The following is a 23,988-nucleotide window of genomic DNA, read 5'->3' as shown; positions in this document are numbered from 1 at the left end:
CTATGTCCGCACGACCAGGTCCGCGCGCTCCCGCGTCCCCTCCCTGGCGTGCAGTGCCTCCTCGTCGGCCAGCCACGCGTCCCAGTGCGGACGCATCTCCTCCCCGTCGCGCTCCAGCCACCGCGCCAGCCGCACGTCGAGGTCCGCCTCGACCCACACCGCCAGCGTCACCAGGGATGCGTACGACGCCGCTGCGCTCCCCACCCCCTCGAGCACGAGCAGCGGCCCGGGGTCGACGACGAAGGTCCCGTCCCAGGCGTCGGCGTACCAGTCCCACCGCCGCCAGCGCCCCGGCCGCCCGGCGGAGAGGGGGCGCAGCAGCGCGTCGACGGAGGCGCCGAGACCGGGCAGCCCGCGCCACCCCTCGAGCATCTCGTCGGTGCCGAGCACGACCGCCTCCGGTGCCAGCGACGCCAGCGCGCGCGCCAGGGTCGTCTTGCCCGATCCCGCGAGCCCGTCGATGCAGATCAGCCGCCCCTCGCCGAGCGTCGGTGGCCGTGACAGCGCGGCGGCGAGGACGTCAGAAGGCGAGGCCGTGGCCACGGTAGGTCGGGACCTCCTCGACGAACCGCTCGCCCTGCAGGAGCAGCGCGGTGCGGCCGTGCTCGAAGGGCTCGCCGGACTTCGCGTGCCGGAACCACACGAGGTCCCCGATCGCGAGCCGTCCGGCGTTGGCGCCGACCAGCGGGGTCTGCACCTCACCGGCGCCCTCGAGGCCGGTCAGGCTCAACCCGGCCGGCGCCCACGGCGTCGGCGCCCGGTCGGCGCCCGTCGGACCCGACGCGATCAGCCCGCCCCCGTGCACGGTCGCCACGTCCGCCGAGGGTCGTCGGGTGACCGGGAGGCCGAAGAAGGCTGCCGGGGTGGGGGAGAAGGACTCGTAGTGGTCGAACAGCGTGGGCGCCAGCAGGCCCGAGCCGGCGGTCACCTCGGTCACGACCGGGTCGGCCGCCGACGACTCGATCGAGCCCGAGCCACCGGCGTTCCAGAACCCGAGGCCGGTGAAGTCGCCGTACCCCTCGAGCGCGTCGAGCGCCTCGACGATCGCCGCGCGGCGCACGTGCAGCTGGGCGACGGAGAGCTGCTTGAGCCTGCGCACGATCGCCGACCTCGCCCGCTGGTGCGGCACCGCGTCCGGTACGCCGGCCACCTGGCCCTCGTAGGTCATCACGCCGACCAGCTGGAACCCGGGCCGGTCGATCACGGTCCGGGCCAGCGACGTGATCGCGCCGAGGTCGTACAGGGGGGAGCGCTTGGGACCGACCGCCTGCCCGCCCCAGCGCAGCCCGGCGTCGACGTCGATCGCCACCCGCACCGGCACCGCGGTCGAGGCCCGCAGGCTGTCGACGAGGTCCAGGTGGGCGACGTCGTCGACCATGATCGTGATCCGCGAGGCCGCCCGCGGCGAGGCGACCAGGGTGGCCAGGGCACCCCGGTCGACGCTCGGGTAGGCGACCACGACGTCGTCGCAGACGTCCTCGTCGGCCAGCCACAGCGCCTCGGCGAGGGTGTAGGCGAGCACCCCGGCGAAGCCGTCCGCCGCCAGCGCCCGGCTCACCAGCGCCGGGACCCGGATCGACTTCGACGCGACCCGGATCGGCGTCCCGCCGGCGCGGCGGGCCAGGTCGGCCGCATTGGCGTCGAACGCGTCGAGGTCGACGACGAACACCGGGGTGGACAGGGGCTCGCCCCAGGCGGCGACCGCCTCGCGCAGGCGCGCAGCGAGCTTGTTGCGCGCGACCGACGACGGCGCAGGGGGGTGGTGCTGCATCGGGTCATCGTTCCACGGCTGGTAGGGCGGAGTGAAAGGATGGCCACGTGACCGCATCGCCGAACGAGCGCCCCGACGCCCGCCGCCTCCAGGGCTCGGAGTACGTCGACGACGACGGCACCGCCGACGCCGCACTGGCCGCGGCGCTGGCGGCCCACGCGGCCGGCACGGCGGCGTACCCCGAGGCGCTGGCGGCCCTCGCCCCGTCCCGGCTGCTCGTCCCGGTCGTCGCGATCCTCGGCGAGGCCGAGGTCGGCGAGGACGGCCTGGCCCGCGACAAGTCGAGCGACATGGCCGCGGTGCTGCTGACCGGCGCCGACGGCCGGCTGGCTCTGCTCGCGTTCACCGACCTCGCCGCCCTGGCCGCCTGGGACCCGCAGGCGCGACCGGTCCCGGTCGCCGCGCACCTCGCCGCCGCGACCGCCGTCCAGGAGGGCGCCCACGCGCTCGTGGTCGACGTCGCGGGCCCGCACACCTTCGTCCTCGCCGACGACGACCTGCACCGGATCGCCTCCGGCTGGACGCCCGTCCGGCTCGAGGACGGAGACTGGGCCTGGCTGGGCACCGCGGATTAGCACTGCGCGGAACAAACGAGATAGCATCGGGCGTTGACCGATCCGTCATGCCTGCGCGAGTGGGGATGACGGATCCACAAGCGGGGACCAGCACCATCGTCTCCCACCCAGGCGGCCACCAGGTCGTCGGGTCCGGTCCGTGGAAAGCCCTGCCGGGGCCGTCGTACGACGACACCGGGCTCACGGGGCCCATGACTGGCTTCCGCTTGCACCAGCGGGAGCCTCTTCTCATTTGCAGGGCTGAAGACCTCCCGACACACCTAGTTTGGAGGACACATCAGCACCGAGCTGCGCATCAACGAGCGGATCCGGGTTCCCGAGGTCCGTCTCGTGGGACCCAACGGCGAGACCGTCGGCATCGTCCCCACCGACCAGGCCCTCAAGCTCGCGCAGGAGGCCGACCTGGACCTGGTGGAGATCGCCCCGATGGGCAAGCCCCCCGTCTGCAAGCTCATGGACTACGGGAAGTTCAAGTACGAGAACGCCCAGAAGGCCCGTGAGGCGCGACGGAACCAGACCAACGTCATCATCAAGGAGATGAAGCTCCGGCCCAAGATCGACGCGCACGACTACGAGACCAAGAAGGGTCACGTCGTTCGCTTCCTCAAGGCCGGCGACAAGGTCAAGATCACGATCATGTTCCGCGGCCGCGAGCAGCACCGCCCCGAGCTGGGCTACCGGCTGCTGCAGAAGCTGGCCGAGGACGTCCAGGAGCTGGGCTTCGTCGAGTCCAACCCCAAGCAGGACGGCCGCAACATGGTCATGGTGCTGGGCCCGCACAAGAAGAAGGCCGAGGCGAAGCTCGAGGTCAAGGCCGCGAAGCAGGAGGCCGCTGCCGAGCGCGCCGCCGAGCAGGCCGCCGAGCACGCCGAGCGGACCGCGGTGCAGCCCTCGACCACCAAGAAGGCCAAGCGCGCCAACGAGGCGCTCGACCCCGACATCGACCTGTAAGACGAACTCAGAGACAGAGCGGACACATCAGATGCCCAAGAACAAGACGCACTCCGGCGCCAGCAAGCGGTTCAAGGTGACCGGCAGCGGCAAGATCCTTCGCGAGAAGGCCGGCAAGCGCCACAACCTCGAGAAGAAGGCCTCCAAGGTCACCCGTCGCCTCACCGGCACGGTCGAGGTCGCCAAGAACGACGTCCCGCGCGCGAAGAAGATGCTCGGTCTCTGACCGGCCGTCCGCCCCTGAACCTGAGCAACAAGGAGTAAGAAGATGGCACGCGTCAAGCGCGCAGTGAACGCGGCGAAGAAGCGTCGTACGACCCTCGACCGGGCCAGCGGCTACCGCGGCCAGCGCTCGCGGCTGTACCGCAAGGCCAAGGAGCAGGTCACCCACTCGCTGGTCTACAGCTACAACGACCGCAAGAAGAACAAGGGCAACTTCCGTCGCCTGTGGATCCAGCGCATCAACGCCGCTGCCCGCGCCGAGGGACTGACCTACAACCGCTTCATCCAGGGCCTCAACCTGGCCGGCATCGAGGTGGACCGCAAGATCCTCGCCGACCTCGCCGTCAACGACGCCCCCGCCTTCGCCGCGCTCGTCGCGCAGGCCAAGGCCGCGCTGCCCGAGGACGTCAACGCGCCCAAGGTCTCCGCCTGAGCATGACTCCTCTGACCGCGGGCAACACTCGCGTCAAGGAAGCACGCAAGCTGCACCGCCGTCCGGAGCGATCCGGGCGGCGGTGTTTCCTTGCCGACGGCCCCAAGGCCGTCGAAGGCGCCCTCGGTGCCGGGGTCGTCGTCGAGGTCTTCGCGACCGCCGACGCCGCCCAGCAGTACGCCGGCCTGCTCGGCGACGCCGCCGTCACCCTGGTCGACGACCGCGCCATGGGCGGCCTCAGCGACAGCGTCAACCCGGCCGGCCTCGTCGCCGTGTGCCGGTTCCTCGACGGCGAGCTGCCGCCCGCGCCGCGGCTCCTGTCGATCTGCGCCGACGTGCGCGACCCCGGCAACGCCGGCACGGTCATCCGCACCAGCGACGCGGCCGGTGCCGAGGCGGTCGTGCTCGCCGGCGACTCGGTCGACCCCTACAACCCGAAGACGGTCCGGGCGAGCGTGGGCAGCCTGTTCCACCTGCCCGTCGTCGTCGAGCGCGACCCGGCGGCCGCCGTCCGACGGGCGCAGGCGGCCGGCCTCACGGTCCTCGCCGCCGACGGCGGGGGAGAGGTCGACCTGTTCGGCGCCGACGAGCTGCTCGCGCGGCCCACGGCGTGGCTGTTCGGCAACGAGGCCTGGGGCCTGCCGGAGGAGCTCGCCGCGCTGGCCGACCACCGGGTCAGCATCCCGATCCTCGGCGCAGCCGAGTCGCTCAACCTCGCCACCGCCGCGGCGGTCTGTCTCTACGCCAGTGCCCGCGCCATGATGAGGGCGTGACCGACCCCCTCGACCTCCTGCCGGACGGCGTCGTCCTGGCCGACGCCGACGGCACGGTGAGCGCGGTCAACGCGGTCGCGGCCGCGATGCTCGGCGTCGACCCGTCGGAGGCCCTCGGACGTCCGTTCGCCGAGGTCCTCGCGCTCACCGACCACGACGCCCAGACCTGGACCGACGCGAACGCGCCGTACCGCGGGCTCTCGACGCGCAGCGGGATTCCCGAGCAGTCCTGGCTGCTGCCCGACGGCACGGAGGTCCTGGTCACCGCGCGGCTGCACCGCGAGGTGCGCAACGGCCCGGTCACCGCGGTGGCCGTCGACCTGCGCTCCGGCCGGGGCCGGGCCCGTCTCGACCGCGACCGGTCCGACCTCGTCGCCACCCTCGCCCACGAGCTGCGCTCCCCGCTCACCGGCGTCAAGGGCTTCGTGCAGGCCCTCCTCAACCGCTGGGACAAGCTCAGCGACGAGCAGAAGCGACTCATGCTCACCACGGCGAGCGCCGACGCCGACCGGCTCAGTCGGCTGATCACCGAGCTGCTCGACGTCGCGCGGATCGACACCGGCCGGCTCCAGCTGCACCGGCGTCCCACGGACCTGGGACGCAAGGCCGAGCTGGTCCACCAGTCGATCACCGTGGTCACCTCGACCCCGATCGAGCTCGAGGTCGAGCCCGACCTCCCACCGGTCGACGCTGACCCCGACAAGGTGATGCAGGTGCTCACCAACGTCGTCGAGAACGCCGTGCGCCACGGCAGCGGCACCGTCCGCGTCCACGTCGGCCGCTGGCGCGAGGACGACGACCACCTCGCCGTCACCGTCGCCGACGAGGGCAACGGGATCGCCCCCGAGCTGCGCCAGCGGATCTTCACGAAGTTCTGGACCGAGGGCACCGGCGGCGGCTCCGGCCTCGGCCTCTACATCGTCCGCGGCCTGGTCCGGGCCCACGGCGGCACCATCGTGGTCGACGACCGCCCCGGCGGCGGTGCGCGGATCACCACGACCTGGCCGGTCGCGCGGTCCGTGGCAGCATGACCCCATGACCGAGGCCGACCACGGCGACGTGCTCCGCCGCTACCTCGGGGCCGCGCGCGAGGCGCTGCTCTGGAAGCTCGAGGGCCTGGAGGAGCGGCAGCTGCGGCTGCCGCGCACTCCCACCGGCACCTCCTTCCTGGGCACGGTGCTGCACTGCGCCAACGTCGAGATCGGCTACTTCGGCCCGACCTTCGGCCGGGTCTGGCCGGAGCCCGACCACCCCGCGGTGATCCCGCTGGACGCCTACGACTCCGATCCGCAGGCCGACTGGACCGTCCCCGCCACGATCCCGGCCGCGGACCTGATCGCGTTCTACGGCCGCGTCGGCGCGTTCGCCGACGCGGCCCTGGCGCAGCTGCCCCTCGACGCTCCGGGCCGGGTGCCGTGGTGGCCCGAGGAGGGCGCGCAGACCACGCTGCAGCACATCGCCGTCCACGTCCTGTGCGACCTCCACCGGCACGCCGGCCAGCTCGACATACTCCGCGAGCAGCTCGACGGAGCCGCCGGTCTGCGCCCGGCGGTGACCAACGTCCCGGACGGCGTCGACTGGCCGTCGTACGTCGCCCGGCTGACCGCGATCGCCGAGCAGTTCCCCACGTAGCAATACCGGTTCGCGGGGGAGCGGCCCGGGTTCCTAGACTGGCGCCGATATGTCTGGCCCGAACACTGACTACGACCCCGTGGAGGTCGCCGCCGTGAGCCCTGCCGAGCTCGAAGCGGCGCGCGACGCCGCCCTGGCCGCGATCGCCGCCGCCACCGACCTGGAGCAGCTCAAGGCGGTGCGCACCGAGCACGCCGGCGACCGCTCGCCGCTCGCCCTCGCCAACCGCGAGATCGGTGCACTGCCTCCCCAGGCCCGCAAGGAGGCCGGCCAGCGCGTCGGTCAGGCCCGCGGCGCCGTGAGCAAGGCGCTCGCCGCGCGGCAGGAGGTGCTGGAGGCCGAGCACGAGGCGCGGATCCTCGTCGAGGAGGCCGTCGACGTGACGCTGCCGACCGACGAGCTCCCGCTCGGCGGCCGCCACCCGCTGACCACCGGCGCCGAGCTGATCGCCGACATCTTCGTCGCGATGGGCTGGGAGGTCGCCGAGGGGCCGGTCATCGAGGCCGAGTGGCTCAACTTCGACGCCCTCAACCTGGGTCCGGACCACCCGGCCCGCACGATGCAGGACACCTTCTGGACCGAGCCGGCCGACAACCACGTCGTGCTGCGCACCCACACGAGCCCGGTCCAGGCCCGCACCATGCTGACCCGCACGCCCCCGATCTACGTCGTGTGCCCCGGTCGGGTCTTCCGCACCGACGAGTACGACGCCACCCACTCGCCGATGTTCCACCAGGTCGAGGGCCTCGCCATCGACGAGGGCATCTCGATGGCGCACCTCAAGGGCACCCTCGACCATTTCGCGACGCAGATGTTCGGCGAGGGCATCACGACGCGCTTCCGGCCGTCGTACTTCCCCTTCACCGAGCCGTCCGCCGAGGTCGACCTCGTGTGCTTCGTGTGCCGTGGCGTCGACTCCGACCAGTGCCGCACCTGTCGGGGCGAGGGCTGGATCGAGTGGGGCGGCTGCGGCATCGTCAACCCGCGCGTGCTCCAGGCCTGCGGCGTCGACTCGGAGCGCTACTCCGGGTTCGCGTTCGGCATGGGCATCGACCGGACCCTGATGTTCCGGCACGGCCTCGAGGACCTGCGCACCCTGTTCGAGGGCGACGTGCGCTTCACCACCGCATTCGGAAGCGAGCTCTGACATGAAGGCCCCCGTCTCCTGGATCCGGGAGCTCGTCGACCTGCCCGAGTCGGTCACCACCGAGGTGCTGACCGACCGGCTCACCGCGCTCGGTCTCAAGCTCGAGGCCATCGAGGGCGCCGACATCACCGGTCCGCTCGTCATCGGCCGTGTCCTCACCCAGGACAAGGAGCCGCAGAAGAACGGCAAGGTCATCAACTGGTGCACCGTCGACGTCGGTGACGCCAACGGCACGGGCGAGCCCCAGGGCATCATCTGCGGAGCCCACAACTTCGGTCCCGGCGACCTCGTCGTCGTCGTGCTCCCGGGCGCCGTGCTGCCCGGTGGCTTCGAGATCTCCGCGCGCAAGACCTACGGCCACGTCTCGGCCGGGATGATCTGCTCGGCCCGTGAGCTCGGCATCGGCGAGGACCACGACGGCATCATCGTGCTGCCGCCCGACGCCGGTCAGCCCGGCGACGACGTGTTCGCGCTGCTCGGCCTCGACGACGAGGTCATCGAGTTCGAGATCAACCCGGACCGCGCCTACGCGCTCTCCCTGCGTGGCGTCGCCCGCGAGGCGGCGCTCGGCTTCGACGTCCCGTTCGCCGACCCGGCCGAGCGCGAGCTGCCCGACGTCGACGGCAAGGCGTGGGAGGTCGTCGTCGACGACCCGGCCGGCTGCCCGGTCTTCGCGGCCCGCCTCGTCAGCGGTCTCGACCCGGCCGCCCCGACGCCGGAGTTCATCAAGCGCCGCGTCGAGCAGGCCGGCATGCGCTCGATCTCACTGGCCGTCGACGTGACCAACTACGTCATGCTCGAGCTCGGCCAGCCGATCCACGGGTACGACGCCGACAAGGTCGCGGGAGCCCTCGGCGTCCGCCGGGCCCGGGAGGGCGAGAGGCTCACCACGCTCGACGGCGCCGTGCGCGAGCTCTCCACCGAGGACCTCGTCATCACCGACGACTCCGGCCCGATCGGCCTGGCCGGCGTGATGGGCGGGGCGACCACCGAGATGTCGGAGACCACCACGCGCATCCTCGTCGAGGCCGCCCACTGGGACGCCGTCTCGATGTTCCGCACCGGCAAGCGCCACAAGCTGACCTCCGAGGCCGGCAAGCGCAACGAGCGCGGCGTCGACCCGCTGCTGCCCGGCATCGCCGCCGACCGTGTGGTCGAGCTGCTCGTCGAGCACGGCGGTGCGACCGCCGAGCCCGGCTACACCCTGGTCGGCACCGCGCCCGAGCGGCCGGCGATCACCATCGCCACCGACCTGCCCGCCCGGCTCAGCGGCATCGACATCACCGCGATGACCACGGTCGAGAACCTCCGCGCCATCGGCGCGACGGTCACCGAGCAGGACGCCGAGACCATCGAGGTCGTCCCGCCGACCTGGCGTCCCGACATCAACGACCCCTACGACCTCGTCGAGGAGGTCGTCCGGATCGTCGGCTACGACCAGGTGCCGAGCGTGCTCCCGCGTCGGGCGACCGGGCGCGGCCTGACCCGCACCCAGCGGTTGCGCCGCCGGATCGGTCGCACCCTCGCCGGTGCGGGGCTCGTCGAGGTGGTCAGCTTCCCGTTCGTCGGCGAGGCGACCTTCGACAAGCTCGGCCTGCCCGCCGACGACCCGCTGCGCGCCACCGTCGGCCTGGCCAACCCGCTGTCCAGCGAGGAGCCGGCCTACACGACCACGCTGCTGCCCGGCCTGCTCGAGGCGGCCGCGCGCAACGTCGGTCGCGGTGCGCCCGGCGTCGCGCTGTTCGAGACGGGCACCGTCGCGTTCCCCGCCGACAACGGCCCGGCGCCGATCTACGGCGTGCACACCAGGCCGTCCGAGGCCGAGCTGGAGAAGCTGGTCGAGGCCCTGCCCGTCCAGCCCCAGCACCTCGCCGTCGTCCTCGCGGGCGAGCGGCGCCGGGCCGGCTGGTGGGGTGCCGGCACCGACGCCGGCTGGACCGACGCGCTGGCCGTCGTACGACGCCTCGCCGCCGACCTCGGCGTGACGGTCCAGGTCGCCTCGGCCGGCCGGATGCCGTGGCACCCCGGTCGCTGCGCGCTGATCAGCATCGACGGCGTCGAGATCGGCCACGCGGGTGAGCTGCACCCCAACGTGTGCCGCGCCTACGGCCTGCCGGCCCGCAGCGCCGCGGTCGAGCTCGACCTCGACGCGCTGATGGCCGCCGCCACCGACGTCGTCCCGGGCCCGGAGTTCTCGACGATGCCGCTGGCCAAGGAGGACGTCGCGCTGGTCGTCGACGCCGACGTCACCGTCGCGGCGGTCGAGGCCGCACTGCGCGAGGGCGCGGGCGAGCTGCTGGAGTCGATCCGGCTCTTCGACGTCTACACCGGTGAGCAGATCGACGAGGGCAAGAAGTCGCTCGCGTTCGCGTTGCGGTTCCGGGCTCCGGACCGCACCCTGACCGAGGCCGAGACCGGTGCCGCCCGCGACGCCGCCGTGGCCCGTGCCGCGGAGCTGACCGGAGCGGTGCAACGCTGACGTCCGGGAGGCCGGGGCCGCGGCTGCGGCTGTCCGACGAGATCACCTGGGACGGCGTCCCCGTTCCGGGTGACCGGACGCGCACGCTGCTCGCGGCCCTGGCCGGTGCCCGCGGCAAGACGGTCGGGGAGGAGTCCCTGATCGACGCCATCTGGGGCGACGACCCGCCGGTCAGCCCGACCAAGGCACTGCAGGTCGTCGTGTCCCGCGCCCGGGCCGCGACCGCGCCCGGTGTCGTCGAGCGCGCCGGCCACGGCTACCGCCTGGCCCTCGGCACCGGCGACGTCGACCTGTGGGCCAGCGACCAGGCACTCGAGGCCGCACGCCGCTGCGTCGCCGCCGGCGCCTGGAGCGAGGCGGCGGCGTACCTCCCACAGCTCGGCGACCACCCCGCCCTCGCCGGCCGGATCCTCGCCGCCCTCGGCCGCCACGACGAGGCGCTGCCGCTGCTCGAGGCGCGCGGCACCGACGGCGACGACCTCGCCCTCGCCGCCCTGCTGCGCAGCGAGGCCGCCGTCCGCGGGGTGCCGGCGGCGCTCACCCGCTTCGAGGAGCACCGGGCGCGGCTCGCCGACCGCCTCGGCGTCGACCCCGCCCCGGAGCTGCAGGCGCTCCACCACGAGCTGCTGCTCCTCGACCGCCCGGTCCGCTCGGGCCTGGCCCACTACGCCAGCAGCCTGGTCGGCCGCACCGACGACCTCGCCCGGCTGCGCGGACTGGTCGGCTCCCACCGCGTGGTGTCGATCCTCGGCCCCGGCGGGCTGGGCAAGACCCGCCTGGCCCAGCTGGTCGCGGCCGAGGCCGACCAGCCGGTGGTCCACGTCGTCGAGCTCGTCGGCGTCGTCGACCCGGCCGACGTCGTCGCGGAGGTGGGCTCGGCACTCGGCGTCCGCGACTCCCTCATCGGGCGGCACGGCCTGACCGCCGAGCAGCAGCGCGACATCCGCTCGCGGATCGCCCAACAGCTCGACCAGGCGCCGACCCTGCTCGTGCTCGACAACTGCGAGCACCTCGTCGAGGCCGTCGCCGACCTGGTCGCCTTCCTGGTCGCCGTCACCCCGGCGCTGCGGGTGCTCACCACCACCCGCGCCCCGCTCGCGATCGCGGCCGAGCACGTCTTCGAGCTCAGCCGGCTCGGTCCGACCGACGCCGCCGACCTGTTCCGCCAGCGCGCGCTCGCGGCGCGACCCGGCGTCGTGCTGCCCACGGCGGCGGTCGACGAGATCGTGGAGCGCCTCGACGGCCTGCCGCTCGCGATCGAGCTCGCGGCGGTGAAGGTGCGCGCGATGTCGGTCGAGGACATCGCAGCCCGCCTCGAGAACCGGTTCGCCCTGCTGCGCGGCGGCGACCGCAGCGCACCCGACCGTCACCAGACGCTGCTCGCCGTCATCGACTGGTCCTGGAACCTGCTCGCCGAGCGCGACCGCCGCGGCCTGCGCCGGCTCTCCGTCTTCCAGGACGGCTTCACCCTCGACGCGGCCGAGCGACTGCTCGGCGACGACGCGCTGGCGTCGGTCGAGGAGCTGGTCGCGCAGTCGCTGCTGACCGTCCTCGACCCCGGTCCCGGTGCGCCGCTGCGCTACCGGATGCTCGAGACCGTCCGCGAGTTCGGCCGGATGCAGCTGGTCGACGCGGGGGAGCAGGCCGAGGCCCAGGCGGCCCACCAGGCCTGGGCGGTCGCGTACGCCGACCGGTACGGTCCCGCGATCTTCTCCCGCGACCAGGTGGCCACCATCGACGCCGTCGCCGTCGAGGAGAACAACCTCGCCGACGCCCTGCGCAAGGCGCTCGCCGCTCCCGACCCCGACGCCGTCGTCGCGCTGATGGCGCTGCTCGGCGGGTTCTGGAGCATCCGCGGCGAGCACGCCCGCGTGATCATGCTGTGCGAGCCGCTCGCCGCCGCGGTCGCCGGTTACGAGCCGGGACCCGGGCGTGCCGACCAGACCCGGGCGGCGCTGTCCCTCACCCTGGTGAACTCGTGGGTCGCCCAGCTCGACGTGCTCACCGAGGTCCACGCCCGCCTCGCCGCCCTCGGCCCGGGTACGACGAGCCCACGGATCGCCGCGATCGTCACCGTGGTCCTGGGCGCCCGGGACTCCGGCAACACCCACGACGCCGTCGAGGCGCTCGAGTCCGACGACCCGATGGTGTGGGGCGTGGCGCTGCAGTGGAGCAGCCACGCGCGCGAGAACGCCGGCGACATCGAGGGCGCCGTCGAGGCGGCCGAGCAGGCGCTCGAGGTGGTCACCGAGGACACCGGCCCTTGGAGCCGCGCGGTGCTGCACACCCAGCTCGCCGGCCTCTACAGCCAGCTCGGCATGGTCGACCGGGCCGAGCCGCACGCGCGGGCCGCGACCCCGGTCCTGGCCCGCCTCGGCGCACGGGAGGACGCGCTGCAGGCGATGACCGTCTCGGCGGTCGCGGCCCTGCTGCGTGGCGACCCGGACGCTGCCGAGCGGGTGCTCGACGACGTGGCGGCGTACGCCGACGGCGACTACAGCGGCGGCATCGGCACCGAGGGCACCGTGCTCGCCACCCGCGCCGAGATCGCCTTCGCGCGCGGAGACGTCGACGAGGGCTGCCGGATCGTGCGGCAGGCGGCCACGACGATGAGCGCCCTGCGGTTCCCGGGCATGGGCCGCGATGCCGACCTGGCGCCCTGGACCATCTACGGCAACGGCGTCGCCGCCGTCGCCCTGGCCACCCACGGCCGCGATGACGACGGCGCCGACCTCTACGCCTGGCTGGGCGCCGCCGCGCCGCGGGTCCTGGCGCGCGAGCGGGGCTTCGTCGACATGCCCGTCGTCGGGCTGCTGCTGTTCGCGCTCGGCACGTGGGCCCTGCGCAAGAGGGCGCTGGCCGACGCGGACGCCGTACGCCTGCTGGTCCTCGCCGAGCGCTGTGCCTACCCGCGCTTCATCCCGACCCTCGACTGGCACCACGTCGCCACCCTCGCCGAGGAGCGCGAGCCCGGCCTGCTCGCCACCGTCGATGCCGGGTACGACGAACGCCGCGGGCTCGACCTGCTGGACGAGGCCCGCGACGTCGTCGGCCGGCTGTTCGGCCCGGCCGTCCCGGCCTAGAACTTCCGCGAGTACGACCGCACCGCCAGCGGCGCGAAGATCGCGACGACCGCCGCGCAGCCGAGCAGCGCCCAGCCGACCTCGGCGGTGACCTGGCCCTCGTTGATCAGGTCGCGGCACGCGGTGACCACGTGCGAGACCGGGTTGACCTTCACGAACGCCTCCAGCCAGCCGGGCAGCGACTCGGCCGGGACGAACGCGTTGGACAGGAACGTCAGCGGGAACATGATCAGCATCGAGATGCCCTGCACCGCCTGCGCGGACCGGGCGACGGTGCCCAGCCAGGTGAAGATCCAGGCCAGCGACCAGGCGGCCACGATGGTCAGCAGCCAGCCGCCGAGGGTGCCGAGCACGCCGCCGCCGGGGCGGTAGCCCATCGCGAGGCCGACCAGGATGGTCAGCGTCGAGGCGATCGTGTAGCGGATGACGTCGGCCAGCGCCGGCCCTGCGAGGGGAGCGATCCGCGCGATCGGCAGGGAGCGGAACCGGTCGAAGACCCCCTTGTCCATGTCCTCGCGCAGCTGCGTGCCCATCGCCATGCACGAGGTGAGCGCGGTCTGGGCGAGGATGCCGGGGATGATCAGCGGCAGGTACGCGCTGACGCTGCCGGAGATCGCGCCGCCGAAGATGTAGGCGAACATCGCGGTGAACAGCAGCGGCTGGATCGTGACGTCGAAGAACTGCTCCGGGTTGCGGCGCATCTTCTTCGTCGAGCGCCACGCCATCGCCAGGGTCTGGTCGACGGTGTCGCGCAGGGTGGGCCGGGCGGGGAGCTCCGCGGGCGACAGCGGTACGGCGGCCGCGGGCCGGGTGTCGGTGAGCGTGGTCATCAGGCCACCTCCTCGGTGTCGTCGTCGTTCTCGTGGGGCTCGCTGTGGTGCCCGGTCAGCGCCAGGAACACCTCGTCGAGCGTGGGCTGGCGCACCGTCGCGGTCGTGATCGACAGCTCGGCCTGGCGCAGCGCGATCAGCACGTCACCGGCCCGGTCCGCATGGGTCAGCGGCACGTTGAGGCCGCCCGCCTCGGGGGTCAGGACCGGCGCCTCGCCGAGCGCACGCTCGACGACGGCGGCGGCAGCCGCGGTCTGCTCGCGGTCGGCCAGGCGCAGGTGCAGGGTCGAGGACCCGACGCCGGACTTGAGCTGCTCCGGCGTGCCCTCGGCGACCTTGCGGCCCGCGTCGATGACCGCGATCCGGTCGGCCAGCTGGTCGGCCTCGTCGAGGTACTGCGTGGTCAGCAGGATCGTCGAGCCCTGGGCGACCAGCTCGCGGATGGTGTCCCACATCTGGCCGCGGGTGCGCGGGTCGAGGCCCGTGGTCGGCTCGTCGAGGAAGATCAGCGGTGGCCGCGCGATCAGCGAGGCGGCCAGGTCGAGCCGGCGCCGCATGCCGCCGGAGAAGTTCTTGATCTGCCGGGTCGCCGCCTCGGTGAGGCCGAACCGCTCGAGGAGGTCGGCCGCGATCGTGTACGCGCCCTGCCGCCGGTGCCCGAGCAGCCGGGCGAAGAGAACCAGGTTCTCGGTGGCGGTGAGGTTCTCGTCGACCGACGCGTACTGGCCGGTCACGCCGAGCAGCTGCCGCACGCGGTGCGGCTCGCCGGCGACGTCGACGCCGAAGATCGAGGCGCGGCCGCCGTCGATCGGCAGCAGGGTCGCGAGCATGGACAAGGTGGTGGTCTTGCCGGCGCCGTTGGGTCCGAGCACGCCGAAGACCTCGCCGCGGGCGACCTGCAGGTCGATGCCGTCGACGGCCCTGAAGTCCCCGAAGGACTTCACCAGGCCGCTGGCGTCGACCGCGAGGTCGCGTCCCGCCGCGGGAGGGTGGAGGATGTCGTTCATGGCGCCGAGCGTGCCGGGCACCGCTTTCATCCCGGTTTCAGCGGGCCGCTGTCGCGGTTTCATGCATGACCCTGTATGTTCATGCACATGAGCAAGGTGAGGGTCGCCGTCGCCGGCGCCAGTGGGTACGCCGGGGGCGAGGTGCTGCGGCTGCTGCTGGGCCACCCCGGCGTCGAGATCGGTGCGGTCACCGCAGCCAGCAATGCCGGGGAGCTCCTCGGGACGCTGCAGCCCCACCTGCTCCCGCTCGCCGACCGCGTGCTCGAGCCGACCACCGTCGAGGTGCTCGCGGGCCACGACGTCGTCTTCCTCGGCCTGCCCCACGGCCAGTCCGGTGCGCTCGCCGAGGAGCTCACCGCGCAGAACCCCGACGTGGTCGTGATCGACTGCGGCGCCGACTTCCGGCTCGAGGACGCGGCTGCCTGGCAGCAGTTCTACGGCAGCGCGCACGCCGGCACCTGGCCCTACGGCCTGCCCGAGCTCCCCGGCAACCGGGCGGCGCTGCAGGGTGCCAAGCGGGTCGCCGTCCCCGGTTGCTACCCGACGATCTCCTCGCTGACCCTCGCCCCGGCCGTCGCCGCCGGTCTGGTCGTCCCGGACGTCGTGGTGGTGGCGGCCTCCGGCACGAGCGGGGCCGGCAAGGCCCCGAAGACCCACCTGCTCGGCAGCGAGGTGATGGGCAACACCAGCGCGTACGGCGTCGGCGGGGTCCACCGCCACACGCCCGAGATCACCCAGAACCTCGGCCGGCTCACGGACGCCGAGGTGAAGGTCAGCTTCACGCCGCTGCTCGTCCCGATGTCGCGGGGCATCCTGGCCACCTGCTCGGCACCGCTGGCCGGCCCGGTCACGGCCGAGGAGGCACACGCCGCCTACGTGAAGGCGTACGCCGACGAGCCGTTCGTCCACGTCCTGCCCTCCGGGCAGTGGCCGCAGACCCAGTCGGTGCTCGGCTCGAACGCCGTGCACCTGCAGGTCACCGTCGACGAGGCCGCCGGGCGGCTGGTCGCCGTCGGCGCCATCGACAACCTCGCCAAGGGCACTGCCGGCGCCGCCGTGCAGTGCATGAACCTCGCCCTCGGTCTCGACGAGACCACGGGCCTGAGCACCGTAGGACTGGCCCCGTGACCGAGCAGCCCGAGCAGACCGAGCAGACCGAGCAGACCGAGCAGACCGAGCAGACCGAGCAGACCGAGCAGACCGAGCAGACCGAGCAGACCGAGCAGACCGAGCAGACCGAGCAGACCGAGCAGGGCGGCTACTCCCTGTCCCGCTACCCGGAGACCCTCGCCGTCGTCCGGCTCGCGGCCGGCGCCGAGATCCCGCTGTGGGCCGAGTCCTCCTCGGTCTTCTCGATCACCGCGACCGCGACCGAGACCTCCCTGGTCTGCGCCGGCCGCAGCGTGCCCAAGAAGGCCCGCCACCACAAGCCGCTCACCGCGTTCTGCGTCGACGGCGAGCTCGACCTGACCGCGGTCGGCATCCTGGCCGGCCTGCTGACACCGCTGGCCGAGGCGGAGATCCCGGTGTTCACGCTCTCCACCTTCGACACCGACTGGATCCTCGTCCCGACCGGGATGGCCGACAGGGCCGAGGAGGCCTGGCGACGATCGGGGCACACCGTCGCCCCCGCCGTCCCCGTCTGAACCGTCCCGAAGGAACCCAGAACCCCATGAGCGTCACCCACCCCGCCGGCTTCGTGGCAGCCGGCGCCGCGATCGGCCTGAAGTCGAGCGGCAAGAAGGACTTCGCCCTCGTCGTCAACCAGGGCCCCACGTTCGACTCCGCCTCGGTCTTCACCAGCAACCGCTGCAAGGCCAACCCCGTGCTGTGGAGCGAGCAGGTCGTCAAGGACGGCGTGGTGCGCGCCGTCGTCCTCAACTCCGGCGGCGCCAACTGCTACACCGGCCCCGAGGGCTTCCAGACCACCCACCAGGTCGCCGAGAAGGTCGGCGAGCTCGCCGGTATCGCCGCCGGTGACGTGGTCGTCTGCTCCACCGGCCTGATCGGCCTGGTCAACCACCGCCAGACCCTGCTCGACGGCGTCGAGGTCCTCCACGCGCGGCTCTCCGCCGACGGCGGCAACGACGCGGCCGAGGCGATCATGACCACCGACACGGTCAGCAAGCAGGTCGTCGTGCAGGGTGAGGGCTGGTCGATCGGCGGCATGGCGAAGGGCGCAGGCATGCTCGCGCCGGCGCTCGCGACCATGCTCGTCGTGATCACGACCGACGCCGTCGTACCCGCTGCCGACCTGGACGCCGCGCTGCGCGCCGCGACCCGGGTCAGCTTCGACCGGCTCGACTCCGACGGCTGCCAGTCGACCAACGACACCGTCACCCTGATGGCCAGCGGCGCGTCGGGCGTGACGCCGAGCCTGTCCGACTTCACCGCCGCGCTGACCGAGGTCTGCCGCTCGCTGGCGATCCAGCTGCTCGCCGACGCCGAGGGCGCCGACCACGAGATCGCGATCACCACGCGGGGCGCCGCCTCCGAGGACGACGCGGTCGAGGTCGGCCGCAGCGTCGCCCGGAGCAACCTGTTCAAGGCAGCCGTGTTCGGCAAGGACCCCAACTGGGGCCGGGTCCTCGCCTCCGTCGGTACGACGCAGGCCGCGTTCGACCCTGCGAACCTCGACGTCGCGATGAACGGCGTGTGGGTGTGCCGCAACAGCACGCCCGCCGAGGACCCGTCGCTCGTCGACCTGTCCGACCGGAAGGTCACCGTCACCATCGACCTCAAGTCCGGCGACGCCGAGGCGACCGTGTGGACCAACGACCTGACCCACGCCTACGTCCACGAGAACAGCGCCTACTCCTCATGAGCGACACCACCGAGACCCACGAGCCCGGCAAGCCGGACCAGTTCAAGGCCCACACCCTCGCCGGCGCGCTGCCCTGGCTGAAGGCCTACCACGGCAAGATCGTGGTGATCAAGTACGGCGGCAACGCCATGACCGACGACACGCTCAAGCGTGCCTTCGCCGAGGACATCGCGTTCCTCCGCTTCGCCGGCTTCCGCCCGGTCGTCGTGCACGGCGGCGGCCCGCAGATCTCGACCATGCTCGACCGGCTCGGCATCGAGTCGGAGTTCCGTGGTGGCCTGCGGGTCACCACGCCCGAGGCGATGGACGTCGTCCGGATGGTGCTCGTCGGCCAGGTCCAGCGCGAGCTGGTCGGCCTGATCAACGAGCACGGCCCGCTCGCGGTCGGCCTGTCCGGCGAGGACGCCGGCCTCTTCACCGCCGAGCAGACCGGCACCGTCGTCGACGGCGAGGAGGTCGACCTCGGCCTGGTCGGCGAGGTCGCCCAGGTCCGGCCCGAGGCGGTCCTCGACCTGATCGAGGCCGGCCGGATCCCGGTCGTGTCCAGCGTCGCGCCCGACGTCGACGGGGTCGTCCACAACGTCAACGCCGACTCCGCCGCGGCCTCGCTGGCCGCCGCGCTCGGCGCCGAGAAGCTGCTCGTCCTCACCGACGTCGAGGGCCTCTACCTCGACTGGCCGGACCCCGAGGAGGTGATCGGCGAGATCAGTCCCGAGGCGCTGGAGGAGATCCTCCCGTCGCTGGCCAGCGGCATGATCCCGAAGATGAGCGCCTGCCTGCAGGCCGTGCGCGACGGCGTGAAGCGCGCGACCGTCGTCGACGGGCGCCAGGCGCACGCCGTCCTGCTCGAGCTGTTCACCGACGAGGGCGTCGGCACCCAGGTGCTGCCCGGCGTCACCACCAAGACCCGCAAGGCCCGGGAGGCCCTCACGTGACCGCCACCGAACCCGGCAACCGGGAGTGGACCGAGCGCTACGCCGGTGCGCTGATGAACACCTTCGGCCCGCCCAAGACCGTCCTGGTCCGCGGCGAGGGTGCCCACGTGTGGGACGCCGACGGTCGCGAGTACGTCGACCTGCTCGGCGGCATCGCCGTCAACGCGCTCGGCCACGGCCATCCGCGCCTGGTCGCCGCGGTCACCGGGCAGCTGCAGACCCTCGGCCACATCTCGAACTTCTTCGCCAGCGGGCCGCAGATCACGCTCGCCGAGCGGCTCGTGAACCTCCTCGGCACCGAGGCCCGGGTGTTCTTCACCAACTCCGGCGCCGAGGCCAACGAGGCCGCGTTCAAGCTGACCCGGCGTACCGGGCGCACCAGGATCGTGGCCACCGAGGGCTCCTTCCACGGCCGGACCATGGGCGCGCTCGCCCTGACGTCGAAGCCCGCCTACCGCGAGCCCTTCGAGCCGCTGCCCGGCGACGTCGTCTTCGTCCCGTACGGCGACACCGCCGCTCTCGAGGCAGCCGTCGACCGCGACACCGCGGCGATCCTGGTCGAGCCGGTGCAGGGGGAGGCCGGCGTCATCGTGCCGCCGCGCGACTACCTGCCGACCGCCCAGAGGATCGCCCACGAGAACGGCGCACTGCTGTGGCTCGACGAGATCCAGACCGGCGTCGGCCGCACCGGCACCTGGTTCGCCCACCAGAACCCTGCGCTCGTCGACGCCCCGGTCACGCCCGACATCGTCACGCTCGCCAAGGGCCTGGCGGGCGGGATCCCGATCGGTGCCTGCCTGGCCACCCACGGCGCCGGCAAGCTCTTCGACCCCGGCAACCACGGCACCACCTTCGGCGGCAACCCGGTCGCCGCGGCGGCCGCGCTCGCCGTCCTCGACGTGATCGTCGAGGAGGACCTGCTCGCCCACGCCACTGCCCAGGGCGCCGCGCTCAAGGCCGCCGCGGCGACCGACCCGCGCGTCGTCGAGACCCGCGGCGAGGGCCTGCTCGTCGGGCTGACCCTCGCCGAGCCGAAGGCCGCCGAGGTCGTGACCGCCGCGCAGGACGCCGGGTTCCTCCTCAACGCCGCCACCCCTGAGCGGGTCCGGATGGCCCCGCCCCTCAACCTCGCCGACGCCGACGTCGCCGCCTTCGCGGCCGCCTGGCCGGCGATCCTCGACCACGCCAACGACTCGGCAGGAGTGACCGCATGACTCGATCGTTCCTCCGCGACGACGACCTGACCCCGGCCGAGCAGGCCGAGGTCCTCGACCTCGCGGCCAAGCTCAAGGCCGAGCCCTACGGTCACCAGCCGCTCGCCGGGCCGCGCACCGTCGCGATGATCTTCGACAAGCCGACGCTGCGCACCCAGGCCTCCTTCGCCGCCGGCATCGCCGAGCTCGGCGGCCACCCGATGCTCGTCGACGGCACCCTCGCCGGCATCGGCAAGCGCGAGTCGGTCGCCGACGTCGCCCGGGTGCTCGGCCGCCAGGCCGCGCAGATCGTGTGGCGCACCTACGCCCAGACGAACCTCGACGAGATGGCGGCGTACGCCGGCGTGCCGGTCGTCAACGCCCTCACCGACGAGTTCCACCCCTGCCAGCTGCTCGCCGACCTGCTCACCATCCGTGAGCACAAGGGCGACCTGGCCGGCCTGACGGCCGCCTTCCTCGGCGACGGCGCGTGCAACATGGGCAACTCCTGGCTGCTCGCGGGTGCCACCGCCGGCATGCACGTGCGGATCAGCGGGCCCGAGGGCTACGTGCCTGACGAGGCGATGTTCGCCAGGGCCGACGAGATCGGCGCCGCCACCGGCGGATCCGGCACGGCGGTCGCCGACCCGCGCGACGCCGTCGCCGGTGCCGACATCGTCATCACCGACACCTGGGTCTCGATGGGCAAGGAGGACGAGCGCGACGCCCGCCGCGCGGTCTTCGGTCCCTGGGCGGTCACGCCCGAGCTCGTCGCCGCCGCGAAGGCCGACGCCATCGTGATGCACTGCCTGCCGGCCTACCGCGGGATGGAGATCGCCGCCGAGGTCCTCGACGGTCCGCAGAGCGTGGTGTGGGACGAGGCCGAGAACCGCCGCCACGCGCAGAAGGCGGTCCTCACCTGGCTCGAGGGCAAGCGGTCCTGAGATGACCACCCCACCGAGCTCCTCTCCTCCGCTGCGCTTCCCCGAACAACTCGTCGGGGACCCCAGATGAGCGAGCACGCCCTGACCCCGATGACCAAGAGCGCCCGGCAGGCGATCGTCGTCGAGCTCCTGGAGACCCGGGAGGTGCGCTCCCAGCCCGAGCTCGCCGACCTGCTGGGCAGCCGGGGCGTGCACGTCACCCAGGCCACCCTGAGCCGCGACCTCGTCGAGCTCGACGCGGTCAAGGTGCGCTCCACCACCGGCGCCCTCGTGTACGCCGTGCCCGCCGAGGGCGGCAACCGCAGCCCGGTGACGGGGGAGAGCGCCGCCAGTCAGCACCGCCTGTCCCGGCTGGCCTCCGAGCTGCTCGTCAGCGCCGAGGCCAGCGCCAACCTCGTCGTGCTGCGCACCCCGCCCGGCGCGGCGCAGTTCCTGGCGAGTGCGATCGACAAGGTCGAGCTCGCCGACGTGCTCGGAACCATCGCCGGGGACGACACTGTGCTCGTGATCGGGCGCGACCCCGCCGGGGGAGACGCCCTGGCCCACAAGTTCACCGCACTCGCCGAGGGCGACACCCGAAAGGATTCACACAGTTGAGCAAGGTCCTGACCTCCCTTCCCCAGGGAGAGCGCGTCGGTATCGCCTTCTCCGGCGGCCTCGACACCTCCGTCGCGGTGGCGTGGATGCGCGACAAGGGTGCGATCCCGTGCACCTACACCGCCGACATCGGTCAGCCCGACGAGCCCGACATCGCCGGTGTCCCCGCGCGTGCGAAGCAGTACGGCGCCGAGATCGCCCGTGCGGTCGACATCAAGCCCCAGCTCGTCGAGGAGGGCCTCGCCGCCCTGGCCTGCGGTGCCTTCCACATCCGCTCCGGCGCCAAGGCGTACTTCAACACCACCCCGCTGGGCCGTGCCGTCACCGGCACCATGCTGGTCCGTGCCATGCAGGCCGACGACGTCAACATCTGGGGAGACGGCTCGACCTACAAGGGCAACGACATCGAGCGGTTCTACCGCTACGGCCTGATGGCCAACCCCGAGCTGCGCATCTACAAGCCGTGGCTGGACGCCGACTTCGTCAACGAGCTCGGCGGCCGGCACGAGATGAGCGAGTGGCTCGTCGAGCACGGCCTGCCCTACCGCGACTCGACCGAGAAGGCCTACTCCACCGACGCCAACATCTGGGGCGCCACGCACGAGGCCAAGGTCCTCGAGCACCTCGACGTCTCCCTCGAGATCGTCCAGCCGATCATGGGCGTGAAGTTCTGGGACCCGTCGGTGGCGATCGAGACCGAGGACGTCACCGTCACCTTCGATGCGGGCCGTCCGGTCGCGATCAACGGCCGGCGCTACGACGACGCGGTGGCCCTCGTGCTGGAGGCCAACGCCATCGGTGGTCGCCACGGCCTGGGCATGTCGGACCAGATCGAGAACCGCATCATCGAGGCCAAGTCCCGCGGCATCTACGAGGCGCCCGGCATGGCGCTGCTGTTCGCGGCGTACGAGCGCCTGCTCAACGCGATCCACAACGAGGACACCCTCGCCAACTACCACCTCGAGGGCCGCAAGCTCGGCCGGCTGCTCTACGAGGGTCGCTGGCTCGACCCCCAGGCGCTGATGCTGCGCGAGTCGATCCAGCGCTGGATCGCCTCCCTCGTCACCGGCACCGTCACCCTGCGCCTGCGCCGCGGTGACGACTACACGATCCTCAAGACCGAGGGCGAGAACTTCTCCTACCACCCGGAGAAGCTCTCCATGGAGCGTGTCGAGAACGCCGCCTTCGGCCCGACCGACCGGATCGGTCAGCTGACGATGCGCAACCTCGACATCGCCGACTCGCGCGCCAAGCTCGAGGCGTACGCCGGCCAGCCGCTCGACCAGGGCACCGTCCTCGTCGAGAACGGCACCCTGTTCGGTGAGCTCCCGGCCGGCGGCTACGACCAGATCACCGCCAACCCCGAGGGCGGCGACGAGGGCGAGGCCATCCTCGAGGAGGTCGCGATGGAGCTCGGGACCGACTGATGCACCACGAGCCCACGAGGCGCACGGTGGCCCGGGTCCTCCCGGTCAGCAGCGAGGGCAAGGTCCTGCTGCTGCTCGGGTGCGACCCGGCGCTGCCGGAGGTGCGGTACTGGTTCACCGTCGGGGGAGCGGCCGACGCAGGGGAGTCCCTCGCCGAGGCCGCGACCCGCGAGCTGCGCGAGGAGACCGGCGTGGTCGTGTCTCCCGAGGCGCTCGGTGAGCCGTACGGCACCTTCGAGGTCGCGTTCTCGTGGGACGGGCGTGACTACGTCAACGACTCGACCCTCTTCGCCGTGGCGCTGGAGGAGTCGGATGCAGGAGCGATCAGCTTCGCGGGCCTGGACCTGCTGGAGTCGCAGTCGATCTTCGACGCGGCCTGGTGGACGCCCGAGGAGCTCGACCGGGACGGCCGCGCGGTGGACCCGCGGCTGATCGACCAGATGCGGGCGGCGATCGCGCACGTCCGGCAGAACTGACAGGACGGAACCAGCGCAATGAGCACCAATACCGGCAAGCTGTGGGGCGGACGCTTCGAGGGCGGACCCTCGCCGGAGCTGGACGCGTTGTCGCGCTCGACCCACTTCGACTGGCGCCTGGGGCTCTACGACATCGCCGGCTCCCACGCCCACGCCAAGGCGCTCGGCGCCGCGGGCCTGCTCACCGCCGACGAGGAGGCCGAGCTGCACCGCGGCCTCGACGTCCTGGCTGCCCGGTTCACCGACGGCTCGCTGCAGCCGGATCCCTCCGACGAGGACGTCCACGGCGCCCTCGAGCGGCTGCTCATCGGGGAGGTCGGACCCGACGTCGGCGGCAAGCTGCGCGCCGGCCGTTCGCGCAACGACCAGATCGCCACGCTCTTCCGGTGCTACCTGCTCGACCACTCGCTCACCGTGGCCGGCCTGGTCCTCGACCTGGTCGACGCGCTCGCCGGACAGGCCGAGCAGCACCTCACCTCGGTCGACGGGGGACCGGCGGTCATGCCGGGCCGCACCCACCTCCAGCACGCCCAGCCGGTGCTGCTCTCGCACCACCTGCTCGCGCACGCCTGGGCCCTGCTCCGCGACGTCGAGCGGCTCGGCGACTGGCGCCGGCGCGTGGCCGGCGACTCGCCGTACGGCTCCGGTGCCCTGGCCGGCCAGAGCCTCGGCCTCGACCCCGAGCTGGT

At 72.8% G+C, this 23,988-nt stretch carries 24 protein-coding genes (1 of these 24 running past the window's edge); 20 read left to right on the top strand and 4 right to left on the bottom strand.

Annotated elements, in window-relative coordinates; genetic code table 11:
• Positions 1 to 543 (bottom strand): 4-amino-4-deoxy-L-arabinose transferase, encoded by a 543-nt coding sequence (locus BJ958_RS07925; protein WP_273516344.1) that lies wholly within the window; start codon positions 541 to 543, stop codon positions 1 to 3.
• Positions 521 to 1,771, bottom strand: a complete 1,251-nt coding sequence (locus BJ958_RS07920) for an amino acid deaminase/aldolase (protein WP_179726336.1) — start codon at positions 1,769 to 1,771, stop codon at positions 521 to 523. Before BJ958_RS07920 ends, BJ958_RS07925 begins: the two co-directional genes overlap by 23 nt.
• 47 nt (positions 1,772 to 1,818) lie before the next feature.
• Between BJ958_RS07920 and BJ958_RS07915 the strand changes: the two genes are divergently transcribed.
• The 10 genes from BJ958_RS07915 to BJ958_RS07870 all read left to right on the top strand — a co-directional run bounded on the left by BJ958_RS07915 (position 1,819) and on the right by BJ958_RS07870 (position 13,066).
• Positions 1,819 to 2,346, top strand: coding sequence for an SseB family protein (locus tag BJ958_RS07915; protein ID WP_179726335.1), 528 nt, complete (start codon positions 1,819 to 1,821; stop codon positions 2,344 to 2,346).
• A gap of 276 nt (positions 2,347 to 2,622) precedes the next feature.
• Positions 2,623 to 3,297, top strand: a complete 675-nt coding sequence (infC, locus tag BJ958_RS07910) for a translation initiation factor IF-3 (protein WP_273516366.1) — start codon at positions 2,623 to 2,625, stop codon at positions 3,295 to 3,297.
• A 31-nt stretch (positions 3,298 to 3,328) separates the two neighbouring features.
• Positions 3,329 to 3,523, top strand: coding sequence for a 50S ribosomal protein L35 (gene rpmI / locus BJ958_RS07905; protein ID WP_028654205.1), 195 nt, complete (start codon positions 3,329 to 3,331; stop codon positions 3,521 to 3,523).
• Between the two features lie 42 nt (positions 3,524 to 3,565).
• Entirely contained in the window at positions 3,566 to 3,952 is a 387-nt protein-coding gene (gene rplT, locus BJ958_RS07900) for a 50S ribosomal protein L20 (RefSeq protein WP_141798554.1), read from the top strand.
• Positions 3,953 to 3,954: 2 nt separating this feature from the next.
• The gene (locus tag BJ958_RS07895) at positions 3,955 to 4,725 is read left to right on the top strand and encodes a TrmH family RNA methyltransferase (protein ID WP_179726334.1); all 771 of its coding nucleotides are present in this window, start codon (positions 3,955 to 3,957) and stop codon (positions 4,723 to 4,725) included.
• Complete coding sequence (locus BJ958_RS07890; RefSeq protein ID WP_273516347.1) at positions 4,722 to 5,756, top strand: ATP-binding protein; 1,035 nt, start codon at positions 4,722 to 4,724, stop codon at positions 5,754 to 5,756. Before BJ958_RS07895 ends, BJ958_RS07890 begins: the two co-directional genes overlap by 4 nt.
• Before the next feature lie 4 nt (positions 5,757 to 5,760).
• Positions 5,761 to 6,357 carry a DinB family protein gene (locus BJ958_RS07885; protein WP_179726333.1) on the top strand — a complete coding sequence of 199 codons (597 nt, stop codon included), beginning with the start codon at positions 5,761 to 5,763 and terminating at the stop codon, positions 6,355 to 6,357.
• Between the two features lie 49 nt (positions 6,358 to 6,406).
• Positions 6,407 to 7,504 (top strand): phenylalanine--tRNA ligase subunit alpha, encoded by a 1,098-nt coding sequence (pheS, locus tag BJ958_RS07880; protein ID WP_179726332.1) that lies wholly within the window; start codon positions 6,407 to 6,409, stop codon positions 7,502 to 7,504.
• A gap of 1 nt (position 7,505) precedes the next feature.
• Positions 7,506 to 9,983: a phenylalanine--tRNA ligase subunit beta gene (gene pheT, locus BJ958_RS07875; protein ID WP_179726331.1), complete on the top strand. Its 2,478-nt coding sequence runs from the start codon at positions 7,506 to 7,508 to the stop codon at positions 9,981 to 9,983.
• A 200-nt stretch (positions 9,984 to 10,183) separates the two neighbouring features.
• Positions 10,184 to 13,066 (top strand): AAA family ATPase, encoded by a 2,883-nt coding sequence (locus BJ958_RS07870; protein WP_218865643.1) that lies wholly within the window; start codon positions 10,184 to 10,186, stop codon positions 13,064 to 13,066.
• Here BJ958_RS07870 and BJ958_RS07865 read toward each other — a convergent pair.
• Complete coding sequence (locus BJ958_RS07865; RefSeq protein ID WP_179726330.1) at positions 13,063 to 13,896, bottom strand: ABC transporter permease; 834 nt, start codon at positions 13,894 to 13,896, stop codon at positions 13,063 to 13,065. The two genes, BJ958_RS07870 and BJ958_RS07865, sit on opposite strands and share 4 nt — an antisense overlap.
• A complete protein-coding gene (locus tag BJ958_RS07860) occupies positions 13,896 to 14,903 on the bottom strand; it encodes an ATP-binding cassette domain-containing protein (protein ID WP_179726329.1) in 1,008 nt (335 codons plus the stop codon). The genes BJ958_RS07865 and BJ958_RS07860 overlap by 1 nt, the downstream gene beginning before the upstream one ends.
• 81 nt (positions 14,904 to 14,984) lie before the next feature.
• Between BJ958_RS07860 and argC the strand changes: the two genes are divergently transcribed.
• The 10 genes from argC to argH all read left to right on the top strand — a co-directional run.
• Positions 14,985 to 16,031 (top strand): N-acetyl-gamma-glutamyl-phosphate reductase, encoded by a 1,047-nt coding sequence (gene argC, locus BJ958_RS07855; protein ID WP_218865642.1) that lies wholly within the window; start codon positions 14,985 to 14,987, stop codon positions 16,029 to 16,031.
• Positions 16,028 to 16,549: an ACT domain-containing protein gene (locus tag BJ958_RS07850; RefSeq protein ID WP_179726327.1), complete on the top strand. Its 522-nt coding sequence runs from the start codon at positions 16,028 to 16,030 to the stop codon at positions 16,547 to 16,549. Before argC ends, BJ958_RS07850 begins: the two co-directional genes overlap by 4 nt.
• 26 nt (positions 16,550 to 16,575) lie before the next feature.
• On the top strand, positions 16,576 to 17,727 hold the full coding sequence (gene argJ, locus BJ958_RS07845) for a bifunctional glutamate N-acetyltransferase/amino-acid acetyltransferase ArgJ (protein ID WP_179726326.1): 1,152 nt from the start codon (positions 16,576 to 16,578) through the stop codon (positions 17,725 to 17,727).
• The gene (argB, locus tag BJ958_RS07840; RefSeq protein WP_179726325.1) at positions 17,724 to 18,662 is read left to right on the top strand and encodes an acetylglutamate kinase; all 939 of its coding nucleotides are present in this window, start codon (positions 17,724 to 17,726) and stop codon (positions 18,660 to 18,662) included. Before argJ ends, argB begins: the two co-directional genes overlap by 4 nt.
• Complete coding sequence (locus BJ958_RS07835; RefSeq protein WP_273516360.1) at positions 18,659 to 19,876, top strand: acetylornithine transaminase; 1,218 nt, start codon at positions 18,659 to 18,661, stop codon at positions 19,874 to 19,876. The genes argB and BJ958_RS07835 overlap by 4 nt, the downstream gene beginning before the upstream one ends.
• Positions 19,873 to 20,799 (top strand): ornithine carbamoyltransferase, encoded by a 927-nt coding sequence (gene argF, locus BJ958_RS07830; RefSeq protein WP_179726324.1) that lies wholly within the window; start codon positions 19,873 to 19,875, stop codon positions 20,797 to 20,799. Before BJ958_RS07835 ends, argF begins: the two co-directional genes overlap by 4 nt.
• A gap of 66 nt (positions 20,800 to 20,865) precedes the next feature.
• Positions 20,866 to 21,396, top strand: a complete 531-nt coding sequence (locus BJ958_RS07825) for an arginine repressor (protein ID WP_179726323.1) — start codon at positions 20,866 to 20,868, stop codon at positions 21,394 to 21,396.
• A complete protein-coding gene (argG, locus tag BJ958_RS07820) occupies positions 21,393 to 22,823 on the top strand; it encodes an argininosuccinate synthase (RefSeq protein ID WP_179726322.1) in 1,431 nt (476 codons plus the stop codon). The genes BJ958_RS07825 and argG overlap by 4 nt, the downstream gene beginning before the upstream one ends.
• On the top strand, positions 22,823 to 23,299 hold the full coding sequence (locus BJ958_RS07815; protein WP_179726321.1) for an NUDIX hydrolase: 477 nt from the start codon (positions 22,823 to 22,825) through the stop codon (positions 23,297 to 23,299). Before argG ends, BJ958_RS07815 begins: the two co-directional genes overlap by 1 nt.
• Before the next feature lie 18 nt (positions 23,300 to 23,317).
• Positions 23,318 to 23,988: the 5' portion of an argininosuccinate lyase gene (argH, locus tag BJ958_RS07810; protein ID WP_179726320.1), read on the top strand. It continues 757 nt past the right edge of the window; 671 of the gene's 1,428 nt are visible here — the first part of the coding sequence; it begins with the start codon at positions 23,318 to 23,320; its stop codon lies off the right edge, out of view.

Source organism: Nocardioides kongjuensis (genome assembly GCF_013409625.1).
GTDB classification, from domain to species: Bacteria; Actinomycetota; Actinomycetes; order Propionibacteriales; family Nocardioidaceae; genus Nocardioides; species Nocardioides kongjuensis.
This window is presented reverse-complemented; position numbering and strand designations above follow the sequence as displayed.

Excerpts from the sequence above, each read along its gene's own strand:
- BJ958_RS07920 (WP_179726336.1), bottom strand. The coding sequence starts at position 1,771 with ATGCAGCACCACCCCCCTGCGCCGTCGTCGGTCGCGCGCAACAAGCTC.
- rpmI (WP_028654205.1), top strand. The coding sequence starts at position 3,329 with ATGCCCAAGAACAAGACGCACTCCGGCGCCAGCAAGCGGTTCAAGGTG.
- rplT (WP_141798554.1), top strand. The coding sequence starts at position 3,566 with ATGGCACGCGTCAAGCGCGCAGTGAACGCGGCGAAGAAGCGTCGTACG.
- BJ958_RS07895 (WP_179726334.1), top strand. The coding sequence starts at position 3,955 with ATGACTCCTCTGACCGCGGGCAACACTCGCGTCAAGGAAGCACGCAAG.
- BJ958_RS07885 (WP_179726333.1), top strand. The coding sequence starts at position 5,761 with ATGACCGAGGCCGACCACGGCGACGTGCTCCGCCGCTACCTCGGGGCC.
- pheS (WP_179726332.1), top strand. The coding sequence starts at position 6,407 with ATGTCTGGCCCGAACACTGACTACGACCCCGTGGAGGTCGCCGCCGTG.
- pheT (WP_179726331.1), top strand. The coding sequence starts at position 7,506 with ATGAAGGCCCCCGTCTCCTGGATCCGGGAGCTCGTCGACCTGCCCGAG.
- BJ958_RS07865 (WP_179726330.1), bottom strand. The coding sequence starts at position 13,896 with ATGACCACGCTCACCGACACCCGGCCCGCGGCCGCCGTACCGCTGTCG.
- BJ958_RS07860 (WP_179726329.1), bottom strand. The coding sequence starts at position 14,903 with ATGAACGACATCCTCCACCCTCCCGCGGCGGGACGCGACCTCGCGGTC.
- argC (WP_218865642.1), top strand. The coding sequence starts at position 14,985 with ATGCACATGAGCAAGGTGAGGGTCGCCGTCGCCGGCGCCAGTGGGTAC.
- argJ (WP_179726326.1), top strand. The coding sequence starts at position 16,576 with ATGAGCGTCACCCACCCCGCCGGCTTCGTGGCAGCCGGCGCCGCGATC.
- argB (WP_179726325.1), top strand. The coding sequence starts at position 17,724 with ATGAGCGACACCACCGAGACCCACGAGCCCGGCAAGCCGGACCAGTTC.
- argF (WP_179726324.1), top strand. The coding sequence starts at position 19,873 with ATGACTCGATCGTTCCTCCGCGACGACGACCTGACCCCGGCCGAGCAG.
- BJ958_RS07825 (WP_179726323.1), top strand. The coding sequence starts at position 20,866 with ATGAGCGAGCACGCCCTGACCCCGATGACCAAGAGCGCCCGGCAGGCG.
- BJ958_RS07815 (WP_179726321.1), top strand. The coding sequence starts at position 22,823 with ATGCACCACGAGCCCACGAGGCGCACGGTGGCCCGGGTCCTCCCGGTC.